Source organism: Neolewinella agarilytica (assembly GCF_900110645.1).
GTDB classification, from domain to species: Bacteria; Bacteroidota; Bacteroidia; order Chitinophagales; family Saprospiraceae; genus Neolewinella; species Neolewinella agarilytica.
The window spans coordinates 15,634-39,452 of the sequence record NZ_FOFB01000007.1; the positions used below are offsets into that span (position 1 = coordinate 15,634).

Annotated in this window: 11 protein-coding genes; 3 read left to right on the forward strand and 8 right to left on the reverse strand. The window is 53.1% G+C overall.

What is annotated here, in order from left to right:
• Positions 1–58: 58 nt before the first annotated feature.
• From BM123_RS07870 to BM123_RS07890, 4 genes are all read right to left on the reverse strand, one after another.
• Complete coding sequence (locus BM123_RS07870; RefSeq protein ID WP_090167039.1) at positions 59–3,691, reverse strand: T9SS type A sorting domain-containing protein; 3,633 nt, start codon at positions 3,689–3,691, stop codon at positions 59–61.
• A gap of 294 nt (positions 3,692–3,985) precedes the next feature.
• Positions 3,986–4,594 carry a hypothetical protein gene (locus BM123_RS07880; RefSeq protein ID WP_090167043.1) on the reverse strand — a complete coding sequence of 203 codons (609 nt, stop codon included), beginning with the start codon at positions 4,592–4,594 and terminating at the stop codon, positions 3,986–3,988.
• Between the two features lie 296 nt (positions 4,595–4,890).
• Positions 4,891–5,274, reverse strand: a complete 384-nt coding sequence (locus BM123_RS07885) for a VOC family protein (RefSeq protein WP_090167045.1) — start codon at positions 5,272–5,274, stop codon at positions 4,891–4,893.
• A 249-nt stretch (positions 5,275–5,523) separates the two neighbouring features.
• Positions 5,524–7,971, reverse strand: coding sequence for a helix-turn-helix domain-containing protein (locus BM123_RS07890; RefSeq protein WP_090167047.1), 2,448 nt, complete (start codon positions 7,969–7,971; stop codon positions 5,524–5,526).
• 478 nt (positions 7,972–8,449) lie between these two features.
• Here BM123_RS07890 and gatB point away from each other — a divergent pair, with 478 nt between their 5' ends.
• Positions 8,450–9,916 carry an Asp-tRNA(Asn)/Glu-tRNA(Gln) amidotransferase subunit GatB gene (gene gatB, locus BM123_RS07895; RefSeq protein WP_090167049.1) on the forward strand — a complete coding sequence of 489 codons (1,467 nt, stop codon included), beginning with the start codon at positions 8,450–8,452 and terminating at the stop codon, positions 9,914–9,916.
• Between the two features lie 174 nt (positions 9,917–10,090).
• Here the strand turns inward: gatB and BM123_RS07900 are convergent, their stop codons facing one another.
• Positions 10,091–12,169 (reverse strand): T9SS type A sorting domain-containing protein, encoded by a 2,079-nt coding sequence (locus BM123_RS07900; RefSeq protein ID WP_090167051.1) that lies wholly within the window; start codon positions 12,167–12,169, stop codon positions 10,091–10,093.
• A gap of 117 nt (positions 12,170–12,286) precedes the next feature.
• On the opposite strand from BM123_RS07900, the gene BM123_RS07905 reads away from it, so the two are divergent.
• Complete coding sequence (locus BM123_RS07905; protein ID WP_090167053.1) at positions 12,287–14,320, forward strand: hypothetical protein; 2,034 nt, start codon at positions 12,287–12,289, stop codon at positions 14,318–14,320.
• A 28-nt stretch (positions 14,321–14,348) separates the two neighbouring features.
• On the opposite strand, the gene BM123_RS07910 is transcribed toward BM123_RS07905, so the two are convergent.
• From BM123_RS07910 to BM123_RS07920, 3 genes are all read right to left on the reverse strand, one after another.
• Positions 14,349–15,614: a DUF3500 domain-containing protein gene (locus BM123_RS07910; protein WP_090167055.1), complete on the reverse strand. Its 1,266-nt coding sequence runs from the start codon at positions 15,612–15,614 to the stop codon at positions 14,349–14,351.
• 74 nt (positions 15,615–15,688) lie between these two features.
• Entirely contained in the window at positions 15,689–17,836 is a 2,148-nt protein-coding gene (locus BM123_RS07915) for a prolyl oligopeptidase family serine peptidase (RefSeq protein WP_090167057.1), read from the reverse strand.
• Between the two features lie 276 nt (positions 17,837–18,112).
• Positions 18,113–23,077, reverse strand: coding sequence for a hypothetical protein (locus BM123_RS07920; protein ID WP_139211808.1), 4,965 nt, complete (start codon positions 23,075–23,077; stop codon positions 18,113–18,115).
• 247 nt (positions 23,078–23,324) lie between these two features.
• Between BM123_RS07920 and BM123_RS07925 the strand changes: the two genes are divergently transcribed.
• The gene (locus BM123_RS07925) at positions 23,325–23,801 is read left to right on the forward strand and encodes a hypothetical protein (RefSeq protein WP_090167060.1); all 477 of its coding nucleotides are present in this window, start codon (positions 23,325–23,327) and stop codon (positions 23,799–23,801) included.
• Positions 23,802–23,819 lie beyond the last annotated feature (18 nt).

The window sequence follows — 23,819 nt, forward strand, 5'->3', positions numbered from 1 at the left end:
AACAGGACAAGCCCAAACGTTTCCGTCCGGACTTGCCCAAAAACATATAACTACTCTTTTACTGCTTTACGACCCGGCGCAGATGGCGCTCTCCTTCCGGAGTGGTCAGTGCGAGCCAGTATAGTCCGGCAGGCAGCTTTTGCAGGGAGACGCGAAACTCATTGCGGCCAGATTCACCATTAACGGCTTGCGTTGACAGACGCCGCCCGGAGGCATCCAACAGGTCCAGTTGCAGTTTCTCTCCTTCGTTTGCGGAGAAGTAAGGCAGGAAGACCTGGTCCGTTGCCGGATTAGGAAAAGCGGTACCGACTCGTGTGCCATCAGTATCCATACGCTGAAGATCAATGATTTCGGAGTGGGTGAAGCTACCGTCCTGATCAACGGTTCGGACCCGGTAATAAGCAAAGGCCAGTGCCTGCTCGTCGATGGCCTCGTATCGGATGGCTTCGTCGCTATTCCCTGCTGCTGCCAGGGTGAGAATAACTTCCCAGTTCGTACCGTCGCTACTTCTTTCCAGCTCGTGAGCGGCGGTGTTCTCCTCCCGGGCCGTTGTCCAGTTCAGGTGATTGAACTTGGGGCCCGCTTCTCCCTGAAAGCTAAGGAATTCCACGGGTAAGGCACCGGTAAAGTTAGTACCAGCTCCGCCGCCTCCGCCGGAAAAGGAAGCAACCATGAACTGAGCAGCGTGGCCGTTTCGGCTAGCTCCATCAGAGAGATTCATGTAGACGTAATCTCCCGGATCATACTCCTGATAATTGGCCGGACTTACCATATCATGGCAGGCGTTGCCGGGGGCGGTCAGGTCTTCTTCGTCGCCACCGTTGATCTTGTAGTGGGTCAGGTTTTCGTGGGTGATGCCCGTAAAACCGCTGGCCGTTTCGATGGCCGTCAGATCTTCGGTAGTGTATAGGAAGCGGACTTCGACGGGGAAGGCCGGGTCAAAGAGGGGAGCAACATCCCAGGTCCGGTTCATTACCCACCAGTCCGGCGCATTCGTGTAGGGCGCCATACATCCATTGAGGCCCAGGTTAGTTGCTCCGCTGCCCGCTACTACTGACACACCGGATAAAGGAACCTGTGCCTGGGTATCGCCTAGCTTAAGTGCCAACAGGCTGCCTACACCATCTTTGACGTAGTACAGGTGTTCACTGGCGAGCGACAGGTAGCCACGGTCCGCCACCACGGCTCCGCTGCCCGCCGGTACGGGAATCAGGATCTGATCGAAGATATCCGAAGTCTCCGGGCAGTTGATGGTCGCTTTAAAACCAGGCAAAGTAACCGACCCGTCAGAGGTGAACCGGATGGTAATACAGCCACTGACGTTAGTGGTAAAAACGGTGACGCCCTGCAAGTCGCCGGAGCCGAGGTTTCTCCCCCTTTCCCAGCTCCACAAATCAAGACCCGTGCCCGGGCAGGTAATGACTGGCGCGTTGGTGTCTTCCCCGTCATAGATCGTTATCCCGTCGAAGCCATTCTCCAGATCAAACTCATCAAAGGTGATGCTGACCCGGCGCGCACCGCCGGTCTGATCTGCCGTTTCGGGGCAGATGGTGACGGTGTAGTCCTCGTCATTTCCGTAGTTGCCATCGGGGCCGCCAGCATCATAGATCACATCACCGCAGCTGGGGCGGGTGGTGAAGGTGATGGGCCCGGCGAAAGTTTCGGGGCAAGACTGGCCGACGTAGAAGTCATAAGTGGTGTTGGAGCTCAGGCTGGTTGCTATTACCGGGATGGTGCCTTCAGAACTCCTGAAAAAGACATGATTACTACCATCGCCGAAGACCGGCACATCACCAGCGGCGACGACGATGAAATCACGTTCTACTCCCGCAATTGCATCGATGTTCAGCGAGGCTGTTGTAGCCGTAATGTCGGTAGCGGCAAGGCCGGTAGCCAGCTCAGGGCAGTCAGTGGTGACGCAAATGTCAAAGTCAATCTGGTCCGCGGGGTTGACAGGAACAACCCGGACCAGGTATTCCTGCCCGACCGTGAGCCCACTCACCGTCTGCGGGCCGGGGTTCGTCCTGAACAACTGTCCCGAACAATGCACCCGCGTCAGCGCCCCACAGCCTCCGGAAAAGACTTCAAAAGAGGAACGGGCATTCTCCGTACCATTTAGGAGTTGCACGTTGCTCAGGGTCACAAAATGTTCCGTTTCGGCGGCGGTAAAGCGGTACCAAACGGAGGCTCTGCCGTTGATGCCGTTACATCGTGGATCAGCCTCCGTGCGGGAAGCTCCGTTAGTGGTGCCAGCAACCGGGGAAGCACAGTTCACGCTTGGGTTAACGGCCAGCGTAATGGCAGCGGCGCAATCGTCATTGGTCGGCACGGTCGGCGTGGTAAAGACGCAAATGCCGAATTCAGAATCCGTTCCGGTCAGCGCGGTACCGCCAAAGGAGTATACCCGTAAAAAATAGGTAGCCCCAACGGTTGCCGAAGCGTAATTGAAGGTTTCATTAATAGAAATTCCATCCTCACAGTCCAATGAAACCAGGTTGCCACAACTACCTTCAAAGAGCTGAACGACAAAGTCCCCGCTTTCCAAATACACCGTGAAGTCGGTGCTGGTAGCTATAAATTCGTACCAGACGTCGTCGTTGGCCGTTCCGGTGCAGGCCTCCTGGGATTCCGTGGCGTGTTCCACCGTACCCATGGTCAGGTTCGTCCCACAGCTCGTAGCGCTTGACTGGGTAATGACCTCCGCGCTGGCGCATTCGTCGTTTACTGATCGGGGCGTTCCGATTTGGATACTAAACTCCGCGTCGGTGCCGATGAGCGGTGTTCCGGCGAAGCTGTATACCCGGACGTAGTAGGTTTCGCCGATGGTGGTGCCGTAGTAGTCAAATATTTCATTTGTCAAACTGGCATCGCTACAGCGCAGGCTGGTCAAGTTGCCACAGGAGCCGGAAAACAACTCCACCACTACGTCACCAGATTCCACCGACAGGGAAACGGAGCGCTCGGTGGCCACGAATTTGTACCATACGTCGTCGTTGGCGTTACCGGTGCAGCCCGGTTGGGATTGGGTAGCTCCTTCAAGCGAACCATCGACTACGTTTCCGTCTAAAAAACCGGCCGGCGCGGCTGTTTGCGGCAGCAGTACGGCGTCTGCGCACTCGTCGTTTACTACCCGGATGCTGATATTGTCTACTACGTAGGACCAATCTCCGGAACCCCACACGCCCAGAAAGCGGATTTTAAAGTCCGCTCCCAGAGGAATATCTGCCGTGGTAAAGGTGGCCGTTTGGGTCAGGCAACCATTCGTGAAGCTTACGGGAGCGGAGGCCACAAAATCCTGGGCAAAAGCGCCATTAACGAATAGCTGGGCATAAGCTCCGCCAGTACCACTGAGTTGGCTGTTGTTGTTCCAATCCGCCAGGCGCATGTCAAAGCTGACGGCAACGTTACCGGGAGTTGTCCCCCGGGGAAGATCCGGCGTATCCAGGCTGTTGATGGTAGCGCTCGAGAACTGGTTCATCCGGAAGGCATTACCGGAGCAGGCCTGGCCGGGGTCTACGTTACTGTCCGGTCCTGAGAAGTTCCAGCCAGGAGGCGGGGTTCCCAAATCGGCGGCGTCGAAGTTTTCTTGTAGTAATACTTGGGCGCTCACCGCAGGTGCAAAGCAGAGTGATAAAAGCAAAGTTAGAATAAAAGCGATGGTTGCCACTGAAGGCTGAATTGCGTTTTTCATTGGAGCATTAGTTATATGTGTTGCTCCAAAATTACCGGCAGCCCGTACCGCAGAAACGCGAATGGTCATGAGCGGGCGCTATCGTGTCATGAACGGGTTAGAAATGGTTTTGGGCGACTCTAGGATCTCGAAGCGTCGCGGAGCGGCCCCAGACCTCGAAGCGTCGCGGAGCGACCTTCGAGCGTCCGGGGGCGGGAGCAGCCCGGGGGCGGGAACAGCGCCGGGGCGGGAGCAACCCGGGGGCGGGAGTAACCCGGACGCTCGAAGGTCCTTTCAGGACGCTTCGAGGTCCTGCTAAAAGTCCTCTTCGAATTCGAAAGACATATCTAGCAGTTTCACATCAAGAAGGTCGTGTGCCGCAATAAAAGATGCCCGCCCTCCAAATTTCGCCCAGGTTTCTTGCCTGCTCAGAAAAGTCTCCCGAAATTGATTATTGAGTTCTTGTAGAGAGCTCCATGGATAGGCATAAATATCATCAGCTAATTTATGCTTGACACCATTTCGATGGAGATAGAGTACAAGTGTAGTAAAATAGGATTGGGAGGTAACCTCCTTCCGTTCAAATCCCTTTTCAAATAACCCACTTACCGTTTTGTACTTATGATTAAAGTATTTAGCATAAGCGTTTTGAATATGGCCGAAGGTTCTTCCCAAAACTAATTTGTCCTTAAGCAAAAAATGGGGTAACACCTCCTTTGGATAAGTACTGATAAGCAGATGAAAATGATTTTCCGGAAGCGCATAAGCGTATGTCTTACCAACAGGGGCCATATACTTTTCAACGTAAAAAAGAAAGCGAGCATAGTCTGCACCATCTTGAAAGATGGTGCGACAGTTAACTCCTCTATTATAAATGTGATAGTATTTACCTGGTTGAATAAGGAGTTTAGGCTGTTCTGGCATAGTGCTAATATTGGGTTAGTTCAGTAGGTAATTTTCAGCCCCATTTCTTCAATACTCAGGGACCTCGAAGCGTCGCGGAGCGACCTTCGAGCGTCCGGGGGCGGGAGCAGCGAGGGGGTAGGAGCAACCTGGGGGCAGGAGCAACCCGGGGGCAAGAAGAGCGCCGGGGCGGGAACAACCCGGAGGTAGGAATAGCGCCGGGGCGAAAGCAGCGTGGGGGCGGGAGCAGCCCGGGGGCGGAGGCGGGAGCAACCCGGACGCTCGAAGGTCCTTTCAGGACGCTTCGAGGTCCTGCCCTACCCTCCATTATTCACCTCAACCCAGTACCCGTCCGGGTCCTGAAAATAGACCTGCAGAATACCGTCTTTCCGGACGTAGTCTTTTGCGGGGGTTCCCAACCAATCCGTATAGTCGACATCGATACGCTTCAGGTGCTCAATAAAAGAGGGCACATCGGCCGTAGACAATGCAAAATGAACGGCCTTATTCGTTTTGATCTCAGCCCCCGGACGAGGGATCAGGTGAAGCTGTCTCCCTTCGTTCAGGGACAGCCACCTGGTTTTAGAGTTGGAGGCCGTGTTTTCAATTTCTTCCAGCTGGAGCACGCGTTGATAAAAATCAACGGATGCGTCAACATCTTGTACGGAGATGGCGATGTGGTTGATTAAAAATTTGGGCATGTTTCCAATTTTAAATTCTATTAAATCTGTAGGTAATTATTTTTAATTGGTTCTAATACAAAAAAAACAGGTCCGTAGCTATGGCTATGCACCTGATTTTCCTTTTAGCCAGCAAACAAAATCCCGGCGCAAAAACCTATCTCAACTTAGTTTACACTTTACTAGGTCCGGAAGCTTCGAAGTACTTGAAAATTTCCTGGCTGACCTCGAAGCGTCCGGAGGGCCCTTCGAGCGTCTGCGATTGTCGACTCACTCTTCCTCCAGCGCCGCCGCCGTCCGCCCCAGGCGGAGCTCCTCGTAGGTAAATTTTTCGTTGAAGTGCTTGTAACCATCACTTAGCAATGCCTCCGGGTCTTTGCGGAAGAAAGGTGCCATGGCATCGATTTTTTCCTGCTTGATCAGGTCGGTAACGGGCAAGTCTCCGCTCTTAACGAAGTGCGCCAGATGGGTGGTAATCGTGCCGGTGGTAAGCTGGCGGATTTTGGCGACTTCAGCAATGGACTTACCTCCCAGGTAAAGATCGAGCGTTTCCTGCTTAGTATTGGAGCGTTTGCCGGCAGCGGGCTTCTTCGGCCCTGCGATCACCTGAAACAAATCGGTTACGATCTCTTTTCCATCCAGGTAATCGTCCACCATTTCAAGGATGACTTCGCCATAAGCAGCTACCGTTTTTTGCCCTACCCCTTTAATGCGCTGAAGAGACATCTTACTGGTTGGCAGCGCCTCGGAGATACCAATCAGGACGGCGTTTGTGGCAACGATGTATGCCGGTTTTTCGATCTCCCGGGCGGTGGCGTTTCGCCAGTCGACCAGGCTCCCGAATAGTACCGGATGCGTCAGGTCTTCAATCTGTACGGTTTTGGTGGGGGCGGCTTTGGCCGCCCGTTTCGTGTACGCCGCGTCCGCATCCGCGCGGGCACGGATGAAGCGATCCGGCTCAAAGCCCTCCCGGATACTCTCAAAGACTTTGAGCTTGATGAAGGTCTGCAGCCGGAGGTCTTCCAGCCGCTCAGCAATCTGCCCGGCAACGCTCTTGTTGTCGGTCATGATGCCAAACTCTTCGAGTGTAGGGAGAAGGTTATTACCCAGATATTCCGTAAAATATTTCGCTGCGCCCGCGAGCCGCTTCGTCAGCTCGGGATGATCAGCCGGTAAAGTGGGATCTTTAGCGTAGATGCTGAGCCAGGGCAAAAATTTATGGCCCACCTCAATGGCCTTAGCTTTCACTTCCTCGTGCAGTTTATGGAACTTAGCGTGTGCATCCCCCTGAATGGCACGCTCGTGCTCAAAAAGGGATTTCTGCATTCGCTTGCCCGCCCACTCCAGCTCGGTGAAGGTGAATAGATTGTTGAGGCAGTCAAGCTGATAGGCGTGTTTGTCTGCCCGCAGATCTTCCGCCGAAGGTTGCTCTTCCTCCGCTTTGGCGGAGTAATCGCTGACCACTACATCCGTCCGGACGCTACTATCCTGAATTTTGCTGCTGAGGACAATTCCTTCAAAAGTCTTACAACGACTCAGCGCCACATACACCTGACCGTGAGCGAAGGCGGAAGCAGCATCAATAACCACCTTATCGAAGGTCAACCCCTGGCTCTTGTGAATAGTAATCGCCCAGGCCAATTTAAGCGGATGTTGGGAATAGGTCCCGATGATGTTCTCCTCCACTTCCCGGGATTTACCCATCTCAAATTTTCGGTTTTCCCAAACAACCGGGTACACAACGATGTCATCTTCTCCGGGGCAGCTTACCGTGATGGCGTCTTTTTTAATGGCCGTGATCTTCCCGATTTTACCGTTGTAATACAGGCGGTCCGGGTAACTGTCATTTTTATTGAACATCACCTGGGCACCGACCTTGAAGGTGAGGGTTTCCTCGTTGGGGTACATAGACTCGGGAAAAGTCCCCGTCGTTTCGGCGGTGAACTTGAATTCTTGTCCGGCTAGTTCCTGCAGTTTTCGTTCGTTAATACTCCGGGCGGAAGCATTGTGGGAGCTAAGGGTGATGTAGCCATCAGCCTCGTCGGGGCGGAAATCCGCCTCGTAGCGTTCGTTGAGCGTAGCGAAGACCTCGCTGTCCATCTTGTTGTTGCGCACCTTATTGAGCAAACCGATGAATTTTTCGTCCGACTGCCGATAGATGTGCTTCAGCTGTACCACGCGGGCGCGGGCTTTACGCAGAGCGATGCTGCCGAAGAAGTAGGCCGTTTTATAATGCGGGCTGAGTTCGCGCCAGTCGCTGTCTTTCACCACCGGCGGTAGCTGGTGGAGATCACCGATCATGAGCAGCTGCAGGCCGCCGAAGGGCTCATCGCGGCGGCGAACCTGCCGCAGAACAACGTCAATGCCGTCCAGCACATCCGCCCGCACCATACTGATCTCATCAATGACGAGCAGGTCCAGGCTTTTAAGCAACTCGATCTTTTTGGCGGAGAAGCGTTTCTGGCGCATTTCCCGGTCCGTTCGCTCTGGCGTCAGCACGCCGAAAGGTAGTTGAAACAGGCTGTGAATGGTCACTCCCTTAGCATTGATGGCCGCTACCCCGGTAGGAGCGACAACGGCCATCCGCTTAGGGATTTCTGCCCGGATGCGATGCAGAAAAGTAGTCTTACCCGTGCCGGCCTTCCCCGTGAGGAAGAGGTGGCGGTTCGTCTGACTGACGTAGTCGTAAGCGAGCTCGAGTTCCGGGTTGGTAGCCATATGGAGCGAAGGTAGAACTTGTGAGGGAGTTAGGGTAGCAATCATGGCCGCAAGGTGGGAACAGTATTATCCGTTAGTCGTTTTTTATACGTATAAAAACGTTTATATACGTTTATAGACGGGTATGGGTTGCGGGTTGCAAGTTGCAGGTTGCAGGTTGGGCGGATGAACGCAGATTGGGGGCGCGCAGCCGCAGGTGCAAGGTTTTGGTAAAAGAGAAAGGGTGCCCCGGACGCTCGAAGGACCTGGCCGCGGTCTGTAGGGACCTGGTAGCGTCCTGAAAGGACCTACTAGCGTCCCGGTTCTTAACCGCGAGACATCGGATGAACTTTTGCCGACTCCTTCAGGCAAAAGATACAGCCGATGACCGCTGGCTTGCCTACTTAGTATCTTCTGCCAATCGTAAATACCTCCCTCAAGAATCAAAAATCGAGAATCGAGAATCGAGAATCACCCCTCCTCCTCTTATCTTCGCCCTATGGCAAACACCACCTACGAAACCGTCATCGGGCTGGAAGCCCACGTACAGCTGGCCACCGAGAGTAAAGCTTTCTGTGCTGACCGCAACCAGTTCGGCTCGGAGCCGAACCGGAACATCAGTATGATCAGCCTGGGCTACCCAGGCACCTTACCGATGCTGAACGAACAGCAGGTTCGCTTTGCCGTCAAGCTGGGCCTGGCGCTGGGTTGTAAGATCAATAAGCGAAGCACCTTTGACCGGAAAAATTACTTCTATGCTGACTTACCTAAAGGGTATCAGATCACGCAAGACGAAAATCCAATTTGCTTAGGCGGAGGGCTACCGCTTCGCTTACCTTCCACTGCACCTGCGGCCGCGCCTGATGAAGCCTTCCGCGTGGTCCAACTTCATCACATCCACATGGAGGAAGATGCGGGAAAGAGCATCCACGCTGCCGAAGAACCCTACACAAAGGTCGATCTGAACCGCGCCGGCACCCCGCTACTGGAAATTGTCACGGAACCGGATTTACGCTCCGCAGAAGAAGTGGATGCCTTCATGAACGGCATGCGCCGGCTCGTGCGCTGGCTCGGCGTCAGTGACGGCAATATGCAGGAAGGCAGCCTGCGCTGCGACGTGAACATCAGCGTTCGCCCCGAGGGGCAAACTGAGTTTGGCACCCGCTGCGAGATCAAAAACATGAACTCCATGAAGTTCGCCCGGCAAGCCGTGAGCTACGAAGTGGAGCGACAGATCGGTCTGCTCGAAAACGGCGAGTCCGTCCGTCAGCAAACCCGACAGTTCGACCCCGCCAGCGGAACAACAGCCGCGCTGCGCGATAAAGAAGACGCCCATGACTACCGCTATTTCCCCGATCCGGATCTTCCTCCGGTAGTGCTTAGCGACGTACTCATCAATGAAATCCGTGCGGAGATCGGCGTCCTGCCATGGCAGGCTTACGGTCAGCTAATCAAGGACTTTGGTCTCGACGCGGACGACGCTCACCAACTCAGCGAAGACCGGCTCACCTACCATACCTTCCTGGCGTATGCAGAGCTATCGCCTTCCGTTACCGACCTGGCTAAACTCTGGGTCAACCGCATTGCTCCATGGCTGAACGAGGAAGGACTAAGCCCCGAGCAACTCCCCCTGACGCCCGACCAAATGGCACAACTTCAGGAGATGGTACTGGCGGGTGACGTTGCCGCCGCCGCCGCCAGTTCTAAACTACTGCCTTCCTTACTGGAAACACCGGGTGAGCCCATGCAACGCGCCGAAGACCTCGGTTTGATCCAGAACAACGATGCGGACTTCCTTTCCGGACTGGTCGACGCCGTAATCGATGAATTCCCCGACAAGGTCGCCGCCTACCAGAAAGGTAAAAAAGGCCTCATTGGCTTTTTCATGGGCGAAGTGATGAAGCGTTCGAAGGGAAGTGCCGAACCAAAGGAGACGAATAAACTGCTGCGGGAACGGTTGGGGTAGGTTGTAGTCTGGTGGGCTACCGCATTTTGGAGGCGTTATCACTTGGTGATTAAGCCATCTCCGCCAAATAGTCCCAGAGGGATGCCCACTTATACGAGGGCTAACTAAGCCGCCGCAGGAGCCCTTCGTCTGGTTCCCTCGTGCGGTAGCCTACCAGACTACCGAACTACAAGACTATTTACCGCTCTTCACCACCCGTACCCGGCCACTACGACCGTCATCCGCCACCCAACGGATCAGGTAGATACCTTGGGGTAAGCCGTCGAGAGAAACCGAAGTTTGGGTAAAGCCAAGAGTTACGGACTGCTCCTTTAGCTCCCTTCCGTTACCATCGTACACACTGATTGTAGAAGAGCTAACGGAAAGCGGTACATCGATAATAACGACGTCACTTGTTGGGTTAGGGTAAGCTTTTAAAGCCAATGCTGCTGGCAGCTCACGGCGGGGTGTACTGGAGATAATCTCTTCCATGTCGTGTCGTACGATAAAGCCCGCTCCGGCCACAAACAAATAGCTTCCGTCGGGGGTGATGGTCCCGGCCTTGGGGAGGAAGCAATTGCCTGAGGTTAATGAAGACCAGTTTCCCCCATTATCCTGGGAGCGAATAACCGTATTCGTAGCCCCGTCGGCACGAATACCGAAGATATTGTCATCTCCCTGTCGATGCTGAAAGGAGTACCCCCCAAAGTTATCGCTTGCACGCGACCAGGTTTGGCCACGATCAGTCGTCAGATAGCGGGTCGAAAAATTATGAGCAAAACCTTCTTCTTCAGACGTGAAAAATATGTCAGTAGGGGAAAAGCCAGGAAACTGTGGCCCCTGTGTCCAGCTCTGTCCGCCGTCAGTGGTGAAAGCGTACTTCCGGTTTCGATCGAGTACATAACCGTTGTTATCATCAAACCAAAATAAGGTGGTAGCAAACATATCCTGGTTATGCTGAATGGCGGTGTAGGTCTGCCCATTATCGGTAGATTCATAGGCGTAGTTTCGTCCGAAGAAGTAGATGTTTCCGTTCGGCTTATACTCCACCACATCGGGGAATTCACCCTCAGGCACCAGCCCCACAGGGAAGTAATCTGTGTAGTTCACGCCGAAGTCCGAGGTAGTCACGGTATTGTTATCAAAAAGAATGATTGGCGCCCCGTCAATGATGGCCAGATTACGGGCAACAGTACCCGTTGATTGCTTGGTCCAACTTACCCCAGCATCAGTAGTACTCAAAAGTACGTTGCCCGCAATCGCGTAACCTGTTTGAGCATCGCTGAAAGCGATTCCGATGTAGTCTCCCGAACGCTCATAATCATCAAGGCGAATGAAGTCCATGAAATTACTGGCTGAGTACAGTAATTGGTTTTGGTCTCCGGGTAGAAAAAAGGAATCTCCCGAACGATGGTATTTTCTCCCGACACTACGGACGTTCTGGATATCATACTGCCCACGGGTCCAGGTAACGCCACCGTCGTTACTCTCTGCTAAAGTGATCCCTTGGTTAGCCACCAGGCGGGTAGCCGAAAGCGGGGTAAACCACCTGAGGGAAGTCAGCTGTACTTCGGCATTAAGTTGTGTCCAGCTTACCCCTCCGTCGCTGGTTCGGTAGAATAAGTCATCCGTGCCCCAAAGCCAACCGTCGTTCTCATTTAAGAAGTTAATATGGAAAACCCGGACGGGGTGAGTGTAGCCCGTCGCCGTAAAAGAAGCGCCGCCGTCGGTCGTTTTCAGCACTTTTTCATCAGCTACGAGATACCCCGTCTGGCTGGTCGGGAAAGAGATATTACTATCCTTATTGGCCCCGAATTGCCCTTCGGTCCAATTAATACCGCCATCTGTTGACCGGTAAAAGCCTGCACTTCCTGCCTCGTGGATCACCAGGTCGTCCGTTAACCAGTGCAACTCACCGCCATCATTGTAGTTGGCGTAGGTTACTTCCGTCCACCGGTTTCTGGCCAGCCGGAACAATTGATCATCTGTAGCCAAAAGCCGGGTTCCGCAGCCGCCGGGCGGGCAGGCCAGAGAGATGATGTCGTTGTCCGTTGGGGAATCTTCCACCGTCCAGGTGGCACCGTTATCCGTTGTTTTGCGGAGTACCCCGCAAGTGCCGCCGAGGTAACCGAGGCCGGAATCGTCGATGTGAATGTCATTAATGTCGCTGATATAATCAACGGGGTAACTTCCTTCAACGTTGGTTTGAGCAAAAGATGGAACTGCCCACAACAGCAACAGCAAAGAAAAAGTAGTAGAAAGAGCGAATTTCATAAAGCAGGTTTTTTCCTAGGGACGAAGGGATAAAGGGGAATGCATAATTGGATGAGAGAAAATGATGGAAGTATCGGATGTCCGCTCAAATCAGGCGTTTTGCCTACCTTCCCTCCCATGCTTCCAACCTCTTACGAATCTTTCTGGCTGCAACACCGGCAACAGCGCATGACGGACTATGCCAATGGAACTACTGGCTGGGTAGTGGGCCTGGCACCGGAGGTAGCCGTTAAGCTGCCCGCAACGGAAGTGAGTAGGCTACTCACACAACGTTTGGGAGAAGACGCCTTCTCCGCCTGTCTGGACCCCGAAAACCGCGTCCCGTCCCCCATGGCGGGCGAGACCAACGGCAACTGGTTAAAAACCTGCCACACCGTCGGCGTCAATGTCCGCACTATTGGTAGCTTCTGGGAAGTGGTTAAATACGCTACTACCCTACCCGATCACATTCGGGGCATTCACCTGCTTCCGATCTGGGAGCCGGGCGTTGTGGGCAGCCTCTACGGCATGGCCAGCTGGCAGCTCAATCCGGAGTTTTACAGTCAGGAAGCTGCCGAGCTCTATCCGCAGTTAGCTCGCATCGAAGATCAACTCGCTGTCGTCATAAACCTGCTCCACGCTATGGGTAAGGTAGTCGGTATGGACGTCATCCCCCACACCGACCGATACAGCGAAATGGTGCTGGCCAATCCGTCTCATTTTGAGTGGATACGGCGCTGGGACTTATCCATTATCAGTCACCGGGATTATCTGCACGAGGAAGCACAGGGAGCCATCATCGAGTGGTTAAGGCAACGTGGGCCGGCCTTACCGGCTTATGCCATGGTGGGTGGGTTTTGGGAACTCAGCGAAGCGAACCGCCTGAAGCTACTCTTCGGCCATCCGGACGATTACGGCGGCCGGCAAGGACGGCGGGTCGACCTCGTCGACTGGCTTTACCACCGCGGGCTGGAGCCCGCGCCCGCTACTATGGCCCCACCCTACCGTGGCCTGGAAGTAGACCCCAACCCGGAAGCCATGACGATCGACGATGCTGGCCGGGTCTGGCGCGACTACAGAATCACCCAACCAACGGAGATGAGCCGTGCCTTCGGGCCCCTTACCCGCTACAAACTCTATGGCAGAAAGGACGACAATAAAGATTGGGCCATCGACTTTGACCGACCCCGAACCTTCGTCTGGGACTACCTGACCAAACACTACGCCGAACAACAGACCCGCTACAACTTCGACTTCATGCGTGGCGATATGAGCCACGTGCAGATGCGCCCCGACGGGGTGCCAGCCGTGGCCGATGAGTACTATGACCCGCTGCGCGCGGTAAAGCTTAAAATTGCGGAGCAGGCCCCTCATTTTGCCTACTTCGCCGAGAGTTTCCTCACCGAGCCGGACTACATGGCTTACGGCGATGAAGTAGAACACCTGGAACGCAGCGAGGCCGAGGTTACGCTTGGGAATCTGCAGTCTACCGTTCCCGACACACCAGAATTCTGGGAAATGATCAATCACTACCTCGGGGTAGCCAATCACTCCACCGTAACGCCCGCATGGACGGTCATTACCGGTGATAAGGATGACCCCCGTTTCGACCATTTCCACCACTACGGAGAGCTGTCACGGCTCTTTACCGGCCTCTTCCTGGGTAAACTACCAATGTATTACAGTCTTGGCTTCGAGCAGAGAGATCGTCACTTTGAACGTGCAGCCAACGAAGTCTATTCCAAACTCTATGTCTTTCAGGAAACACGCGGAGACAAGGCGGTTTCCGGTCCATTTCAGTGGGGGGGCAACCTCAGTCTGTTTGCCGGCTTAACGGAACTGAATCGTTTTGCGGCGGGGATTATGGCGCATTTGGGAGAGACGCAGATATTGAAGGTTGCAGAGGGCGCGGACGCAGGTGCCAAGGAAGGCCAAAGGAGCAAGGTTTTAGCTTGGCTCCGCCCTGCCTCCGATGGGGAGGGGGCTTATTTGTTCGTCGTCAGCTTTTCGCCAAAACCCGTTGAAAAATCCATCTCGTTAGCTGGCACTCCTTACCAATCGGCGGATCTGCTCTTTGCTACGGATGGCAGCGAGCAGGAATTAGTCTCTATCACTGAGAAAAACTTAGCCCTGAGAAAACTGGCGGGAGGGCGTTGTTACCTGTTGAAGTAATCCCCCCACCCACTTCCTCCGGGTATCATCAATGAGTATGACCGTGCGCGCTATGGTAATGATCATTCCCAACAGTCACGTAATCCAGTTTCAACTTATTGGAGGCATGATGAGCGGCCATGCTGTAGTGATCATACATCGTTTGTATGCCCTTATTTAATTGCAGTGCGGCGAATTTCCCATAGTCACCACCATTTCCTGTAGATGGATTATTAGGTATTCGGGTAATGGAATGGATGTGGTTCCAATCTTCCATATTGTTTTGATTAGCTCCCGTTACGTCTTCCGTATTAAATTCTACCCATAAGTATTTGTTATAAATACGGTAATAAAACTGCGACGTCAAAGTAGGCTTATCTACGTTATCAATCCAAACGAAGTAGGTCTCGTCAATATGCTCGTCAATATCGTTCCACCAGCTATCCGCAAAGTTTTGGTTCAGGTTATACACATACTCTTTCATCAGCAGCATGAGATAACTCTTCGCTTCTTCTGACATATCCGCATACTTCAGGCCTTTCTCGAAAGGAGAATAATCATACGCCCCGATGTAAGGGTCAGGGTTCCCGTTTCTTTCCGCTGGCCCAACCTGAAGTGCACGGGTAGAAGATGTAGTAACGGCAGCAGCTACTTCATCCGGGTTCAGGGAGTTGTACAAAGTGAGGGCCATGTCTCTTTCGTCCCGGAAAATGTCGAATGCCTCTCCCTTATACTCCCCTTTAGCAGGTTCTCCTCCAAGAAAAGCAGGAACAATAGAGACATTATCCCCGTCTACCAGGAAATTGACGACACAATGATGCCCATCCAGTTGAACACCCCAGGAGCCCGCTGATTCCGGCGTCCCGAACATATCAATCGAGTAAAAGTCGGTATTCCATATATCACTCTTGACGTTGTTTAACCAGCCTTCCGACAATACCGTAATATCGTTCACTTTTTTGTAGCCATCCGCGCTTAAGAACAACTGCATCAGGGACCTGAATTTCCCCAGCTGCTCAGCGTCTAAATCGCCAAAGGTTATACCATCCCGCTCTCCCCGGGCGTTCGCCGGCGTGTTGTGCCACAGATAAAGTCGCTCGCTCTCTAAGCAAGTTGTCCCTTCCGATAAAATGTCTTCGGACAAGGATGCTCTGAATTCGAGCATGCTGTTACGTAACTCCACAATTTCCGGTACCGTGGAGGGTTCTGAAAGTAAAGAGGAATCACAGCTCTGCACGTCCTCCACCTGCTTGTCCGCTCCACAGGAAGACAGAAGGGTAATGATTGATATAGTCGCGATAATGTAGTGTCCCATAGGTTCTCATATTTATGTTTATACCTAAGCAACTGGGTATAAGTTCACCTACAAGATATCCTTTTATCGCACCACTACCCTTTCAGCTTCTCCGGCAACTCCCGGAAGCCCATATTATAGAGCGTAAAGCCATACATATCCGCGGCCTGCTCGATTCGCTTGCTGACGGGCGTTCCGGCACCGTGGCCCGCATCCGTCTCGATGCGAATGATGACGGGATTATCCCCCGCCTGCTTGTCCTGTAGCTCAGCAGCAAACTTGAAGCTGTGGGCGGGCACCACGCGGTCATCGTGGTCGCCGGTAGTAACCATCGTAGCCGGATAATTCGTACCTGGCTTGACATTGTGGACGGGAGAATAGCCTTTGAGGTACTCAAACATTTCCTTGCTGTCTTCAGCCGTACCGTAGTCATAGGCCCAACCGGCGCCAGCCGTGAAGGTGTGGTAGCGAAGCATATCCAGCACGCCTACGGCGGGCAGGGCGACCTTCATCAGATCCGGGCGCTGGGTCATCGTGGCGCCTACGAGCAGGCCACCGTTGGAGCCTCCTCGTACGGCCAGGTAGTCTGATGAAGTGTAGTTCTCCGAAATCAGGTACTCCGCCGCAGCGATGAAGTCATCAAATACGTTCTGCTTCTTCAGCTGGGTGCCGGCGTCGTGCCAGGCTTTACCATACTCTCCGCCGCCACGAAGGTTTGGCACGGCATAGATACCTCCCTGTTCCATCCATACGGCGTTGGTGATGCTGAAAGAAGGCGTCAGGCTGATATTGAAGCCACCATAACCATAGAGGATAGTTGGGTTCTTACCGTTGCGCTCCATACCCTTTTTGTAGGTGATGATCATCGGCACTTTTGTACCATCTTTGGAGGTGTAGAAGACCTGCTCGCTTTCATAATTATCCGGATCGAAGTCAATCGCGGGCTCCCGGTAAAGAGAGGAAGCACCGCTCTCCGCATCATAAGAATAGATAGAACCCGGGGTCTTATAGTTCGTGAAACTGTAATAGATGGTTTCGGCATCGGCCTTGGCGCCAAAGCCCCGGATGGAGCCTACGCCGGGCAGGTCAACCTCCCGGACCAACTTACCCTCGTAGTCATACTGCTTCACTTCCGAGATAGCGTCCACCATGTAGGAAGCGAAGATGTAGCCGGAGCCCGTCCGGGGGCTCAACACGTATTCCCGCTCGGGAATGAGGTCCGTCCAGTTAGCGGGCGCAGGCTTGCTGGCATCAACGGTGACGATCTTCTGGTTCGGCGCATCAAGGTTAGTGACCAGGAAGAGTTTAGAGCCATCATTGTCCAGTACGTAGGTGTCACTGTCCGTATGGTCAAGGATGGTTTTCATCGGGCTGCCGGGCTTCGTCAGGTCCTTGATAAACAGCTTATTTCCGGAAGTTGATACGCTGGCGGAGATAAGCAGGTAATTATCGTCTTCGGTTACGGAGGCACCAACGTAACGATGCTTTTCGGCAGCGGTACCACCGAACACCAGTTCATCGGTGCTCTGGGCCGTACCCAGTTTGTGGAAATATACCTTGTGCTGGTCCGTCTTCGCGGACAACTCGCTGCCCTTCGGCTTATCGTAGCTGGAGTAGTAGAAGCCCTCGTCTCCTTTCCAGGACATGCCGCTGAACTTGATGTCCTTCAGGGTGTCCTCGGTGATTTCCATCGTTTTGGCGTCCATGATGATGATCTTGCGCCAGTCACTGCCACCTTCGGAGATGGCATAGGCAACGATATCACCACTTTTGGAGAAGCTCATGCCGCCGAGTGAAATGGTACCGTCTTCACTGAACTTATTCGGATCAAGAAAGACCTCATCCTCGCCGTCATCCATTACCCGGTAGTAAACGGACTGATTCTGCAGGCCATCATTTTTGGAGTAATAAGTGTAATCTCCCTCGGTAAAGGGTGCACTGATTTTTTCGTAGTTCCACAGTTTTTCCAGCCGCTCTTTCAGGGCGTCGCGGTAGGGAATGTCTTCGAGGTAGCCAAAAGTGACCTTGTTTTGCTGCTTGACCCATTCGCCGGTTTCTTCGCTCATATCGTCCTCGAGCCAGCGGTAGGCGTCCGTGACTTCCGTACCGAAGTAATTGGTTACGGTATCTACTTTTTTGGTTTCCGGGTAGGAAAGCGGCGCGGAGGCCGTCGGGGTGGATGGGTCTTCCTGGCAGGAGAACAGGCAGGAGAATACGAGCAGGCAAAAAAGAAACTGTTTCATTTGGGTTGGATTGGTTAGCTCCGCTAAAGCAACGGAGGGAAGGCAGACAAAAATAAGGTTTTAGAGGGAGACTGACGGGGAGGACAGACGAGCGTGTGTATACCCCAGGAACAGCACAGTGACAGGAGCTTTCCGGTGCTGACAGTTATGGCGCTGGCCGCAGATGCCATAAAATGGTAAGAGAGCAATGCGGCTGTAGCCACCATTGCTCTCTTACTCTTCACTTTGCACCTGCGGCCAGCGCCCGGTTAACCTCTGAATTTGGAAGCAGATCAGTTAGTCATCCGATCCGTCCCAGAACAAGCTGCCGCAATCTACATTGAGAACCGTAAGGATCATCTCATCCGATACGGGCATACACATGCCGGGTTGATCAGAGGTTAGCGTCAGGGTTACGCTGCCACTGGTTCTGTCAGTTGGGCCGGGGTCATAGCCAGCCACCTCCGAGAACAAAGTTGCCAGCGCGCCGAGATCGTTGAGGAACTGCCCGTCTCCGGCCGTTGTCCACATCCCTTCGGTTACTCCTCCGGTGATAAATGCCCCGGTCACGGCCAGGTCGAAAATTTTATTTCCACAGACAGAACCATCGGTTCCGGCATCGACGAAGACTTCTTCCCGAATATCGAAGGTGGTCTCTACGGTTTCACAGACACAGTTGTCTCCGATAGCGGTTACCCGTGCAGTCAGCTCCTGCCCTGCGCAGCTGGCGGGTATCATGGCAGAAATAGCGGTTGGGGTTGCTTGTGCAATGGGGCCGTCCACGATAAGCGTTCCAACGACCGTATTGGGCTCCTCCGGACAGAAAAACTCAAAAGTAACCGTCTCACCAGCGTTAATCGGCAGGGTGTCAACCGTGATCAGTCCGTCAATGCGGTATTCTCCGTTTTCCGTACAAGCCATAAATTCCGTCAGGCTCACTACCGGTTTCAGGAAACGGATAGTATCCGTTGCCTGCCCCGTAATAATGGTAAAGTTGTCACAGACACCGTCGGGGTCCGTCGCACAAAGGATACCATCATTAGAGCTGGTCGTTGTCAGGTTAACAACACCTTCGTCATTACAAATCCCCCCGGCAATAGCCATAGCGTCCAGGTCGATCATGAACGTTACTGGTGCATCAATATCAGGCGGGATACTGAAGACGAGGGTTTCAGCGCCATTTGCTGCGACGTCTACGCGGATAAATGCCGGGCAATCTGCCTGATTGGCCGCATTTGCAGCGGTACAATTATAACTTCCACTCTCATATTTGAGTCCCTGAGGCAGCGCAATCTGCAGCGAATCCCGGTCGGCTGTCTGCCCAAGGGTAATAGATGTCTGGATGGAAATCATCACATCCTCACACCCTTGAATGATGTCCGGGGTAATATCCGGAGAGAAGGCCGTTACGGAAGACGGCAGCGCGCCATTGATGTTGATTCCGTCGGAGGTGGTATTCGCTCCGTTGCCAATGGCCGGGTCACCACAGGGTCGATCAGCGAAAATTGCTGGCGTGTAGGTACTTCCTCCACGGAAATCACAGTCCGTCAGCCAGGTTAACTGTACAGAAACTTCGCGTTCTTCCTGAGAGAGAGCATCGTCCGTTCCGGGTATACCGGCCTCTCCGATTCCAGTGTGCTCGCTAAGATCAACATAAAGTGTGTCATTAGAAACGGTGATGCTCAGTGGCTCCATTACTCCCGTTAGTCTGGGGTAAACAGCCTCCACAATAGCGTCGTCTTCCGTTAGCCCTTGCGGCAAGGGTATGCACAGTAGGGGGTTATCGATGAAGGCTCTTTCTGCACTGGTTACGACTACTGTATCCCGGATTACCGTACAGAGGTTATAGGGCCCACTGGCCTGGTTTAACTGGATTTGTACGCGGGACAACAGGGGGACTACATCCAGCAGTACTTCCTCAAAATCACAGGGATAGTCCGTTGGGTCATCGGGCGGGCCATCACAGGCAAAGCCCGTTATGGTTCGCACAGCATCGGGTTCACAGCCGGTCAAAACAGCGATTACTTCATAATCTAAAGCGGACTCCTCAGGAAAGGCGGGATTAACCACTGCCCAGTCGCCATCAACATAGGGCAGAAGAGGGATGATGGTATCCGCAGCAATATCCCGTAAGCCGATAACGTCGATGTTGTCCGTGGCAACATCTTCGAAGCCGAGGAAAACAAAGCCTCCGTTGACGTTAACAACGTTTTGTATTTGAACTTCCCAACGAACGGTATCATTGCTGGCTTCAACGGTGCCGGTTCGGTTTTCGATGGTGGTGGAAGGCAGGTTATGGTCTACCCGAACGGTACCGATGTTATTGATGGGTTCGTAGCAGTCCGGATCATGAGAGTAACCGTACTGCTGCGCGTAAAAGCCCATGGAAAGTGTTCCGTCAATACTTTCGCAGCTGGGGAAGAAGTCTGCCAGAAGGCTATACCCACCCTGTGAATTAAAGCGGCCGTTCATGTCCCCAAGTGGCCAGGTGCCATCGTTTACCCAGATATAGCGCCGTTCGGCGGTGCCTTCAGCGATTCGATCCGGAGTTCCCAGGGGGAAAGAGATGTAAGTTTGGGTACCGTATCCATCAGCGGGGTTACCCTCTGCCCGTAGCTCTACGGAGCTAAAGTCCAGAACATCCCGGGAAGTGAAGGCAATCACGATGGAGTCCAGCTTCCGGTTAGGGCGAATCTCTCCGGGGTACCAGTCCTGAGACCCGGAAAAAGGGAAGGTTTTAAAACCGGAATAGAAATCACAGCCCTGGACCTGACGATTAGTGAGTCCGCCGCCGCCGCCGTTGACGCCTTCATGCAGATAGAGCTCCAGTGCATACTTATCACAGGTAACGGTATCCAGCACCATATCCGGCGGTGAGGTAGTGTCAACCAGGTTATAATGAAACAGACTCAGGCCTTCCAGCTGGGTAGGTACGTCATTATCCAGCGTACTGCTTTTTTCTATAACCACCTTCAGGTTGACGTTCATCTCATCCCCCGGACGCAGCAGGTTATCGGGCAGAGCTGCGAGACAAGCAGTCATATCAAAATCCATGATGTGCAGGTCATTGCTGGCTCCGGAATTATTAATATTTATCTCCTGAGGAGCTGGCAAAGGACATTCCGTGACGGTTCCGGTTGCAGCTTCGACAACTTCGACGGTGCCACCGGCGTAGGTGAGGGTATTCGCAGCACTTCCGGCAATAGGATCATATTCCAAATGAAAGAAAGCATTATCCCAGGTTGGCCCGGACGTACCATTGATTTGCACACCGATAGCCTGGATACAAACGGTATCACAGGGCATTGCCCGTTTGAGCTGTAAGGCCGTCAGAGTGGCGGGGTCTGCATAGTCTTCGCAGGTCAGCGGGTTTTCGAATCCCGTTGTACTACGCACAGCTAGTGTACTTTGAGTAGTCAGACCACCAACTTCGCAATCTCCACAGTGAATATTGGGGGTATAGATCGGGCAGCTGAAGACTTCGCGGGTAGCGCCACAGGGCGCTGCGGCATCACATTCGTATTCAAGAAAGAAATCAAAATCCAGGTCGCGGTCAGGGGCTGCCCGCCACACATCACAACTGAACGTAAGATTGAGGTTATAACAGAATTCCCGGGCGGAGACGAAATCGGAGGTGACAAAAACACTATCATTTCTGAACTCCACATCAGAAGTCTCCACACCGTTGATCTCCGCGAAATTAAGGGAGAACCCCGGAGGCAGGTTACCCACCAGGCTTAGTTCATTGGTTGGGCAACTAACAAAAGTGCCGCCAAATCTTTGCGCACCACAAACTTCGATTTCGATGGTCTCCAGGTCATTAATATCTGCGGGGCCAATAAGAGAGCCCACGCTATCTTCGGTAAAATCCGTGAGGCTACCATCTGCATTTTGTACAAAGCGAGCGATGTTTTCGTCACATTGATCAAGGTAATCCAGCGCGACCTTATAACTACCCGTAGACCGGTTGGCCGGGCAACTTGTTTCCGGAGTCACGGTATGGATCAGGGTGATGGTAAAAGAAGCACCCGCCGGGAGGTCATCAAACTGTCCGTCCATATCCAGATCTTCAAGCCCTCCGGCATCGGGGTCCATGCTTATGGCACTAAAGTCAACGTAAAGCCCGGCATTAGGCCCGCCGAATACAAAGGGAACGGACGTACCATCGATTTCTATGCCGGTTACCGGCATTTTGCGTGTACCCCCGGTGGTGCCGTTAACGTTCAGTCCGGAAGCGCCAAAGCCCGCCAGATAGACGAGATCAAAGGCAGCACCTGTGCCATTGTTCGTAAAGGTATGCTCAACGATTACGTCACGACAAAGGTCCGTAGGCTGAGTAACCTCCCCGCGGGTGTATCGTACCCTGGGCACCGTAAAATCGATGTTGAACTGTTGGTTAGCGAAGCTGGACTCCTGACAAACCTCTCCGGAGCAACCATATCGTACCGTATAGCCATCGCCACCTAACTCGCAGGAAGTGATGGTTACCTCCCGGGTAAAGGGCAGGTTTTCCCCTCCGTCAAAACAACCATCTCCGCCAATCAACGCCGAAGTAACCGTATAAACGCTTAAACTCCCCATAGTAGAGGTAGGCATAATCGACATTCCGCCGATTTCCACGGAATTCGTCATTACCCCGGGGGCATCCATTACGGTAAATTCAAACTCGCTTACGCAACCATTTCCACCGTTGGTAATTACTCCCGTAACCGTCTCCGTGCTGCCAACAGAGGTAGTAACCGGAGCAGAAGCCGTAACGGAAAGGTTAGCAGCCAGCACATCGTAATTGTTCGAGAGCACAGCTCCGCCAGTTCCCGGTGTGACGGTAACAGCATCCTGTTTGCCTCCACCCGGTACGGCATCACAATCAGCAATACGGGCGAGACTGATGACGATAAAATCTCCGGCGCCAAAATTTCCAAGAATTTGAAACGTAGGTTGATTTACCGTCCCGGTGTTGGGACCGATCGTAGGAGCTACGGCGAGGTTACTGTTAACAACGGTAACCGTGCCATCGATGTAGTTTACGCCAGCGGGAAAGGATAACGAAAACGAAGGATTCACACCACCTGGTGAGCCGGTGAGCCTAAATGCTGTACGAAGATCTCCATCAGTACAGGTAATGGCATCATTTGCACGTGGAACCGTGCCGGGACTCCCATTTGGATTCGTAATTACGAACTGTGCGCTGATCACTCCTGGCAGAATGATGAGGCACAATAATACAGCAATAGCTACATAGTTTTTTAAGAGAGGTCGCATACAGTATTGTTCAGAGAAAATGAAAACGAAAGCCATAGAGCCGTTTAAGACTTTAAAGCATCAAATCGAATAGGGAAAATCAAGGAATTAGGTAGCTGTAAAGGTAAGATAATTATTGTCAAGCCAGATTTCCTTCAGGTCCTAACCCTTAAGCATTTAGCTATCCATTAATTTCTTTCACCTCACTCTTGCTCTTTAACAACTTGTTGGTAATCATTTCGTTAATAGAGTACTTATCTTTACCACCATGTTTCATCGCCCCTTCATCCAAAGGCTGGCTCCTTTTTTGACGGCTTACCTCTTGCTGGTAAGCCTGGGGCTACCGTTACAGCGCGTGTATTGCGCCTGTGTGGGTGAGCAATGGTTGAGTCTGACGGCGGCAGATCATGAATGCCACCACGCTTCAGCTCAGGAGGTTAAGCACGAGCATGGCCTGATGGCCTGTTGTCATCTTCCAGAAGAAACAGAGGGTTTGCCAACGGCCGAAGACCTACATGACTGTGGAAGCTCTGAGGTACTATTAGCGCAGCTGGATGCAGACTTTCTTTTTGAGCAGGAGCATTTCGTCATTACCCCGGCTTCACTTAGCGGCTGGCCCGCTACGGCTACTTTCCTTCCCCGTCTGCCAAGATTCGTTCGGTCGGTTCCGATTCGAGGGCCAACCCCTCCTCCCCTGCTTTACGGCCGCGACCTCCTGGTAGCGCAGCAGACCTTTTTGATTTAGCGGATACGATCTCTTTTG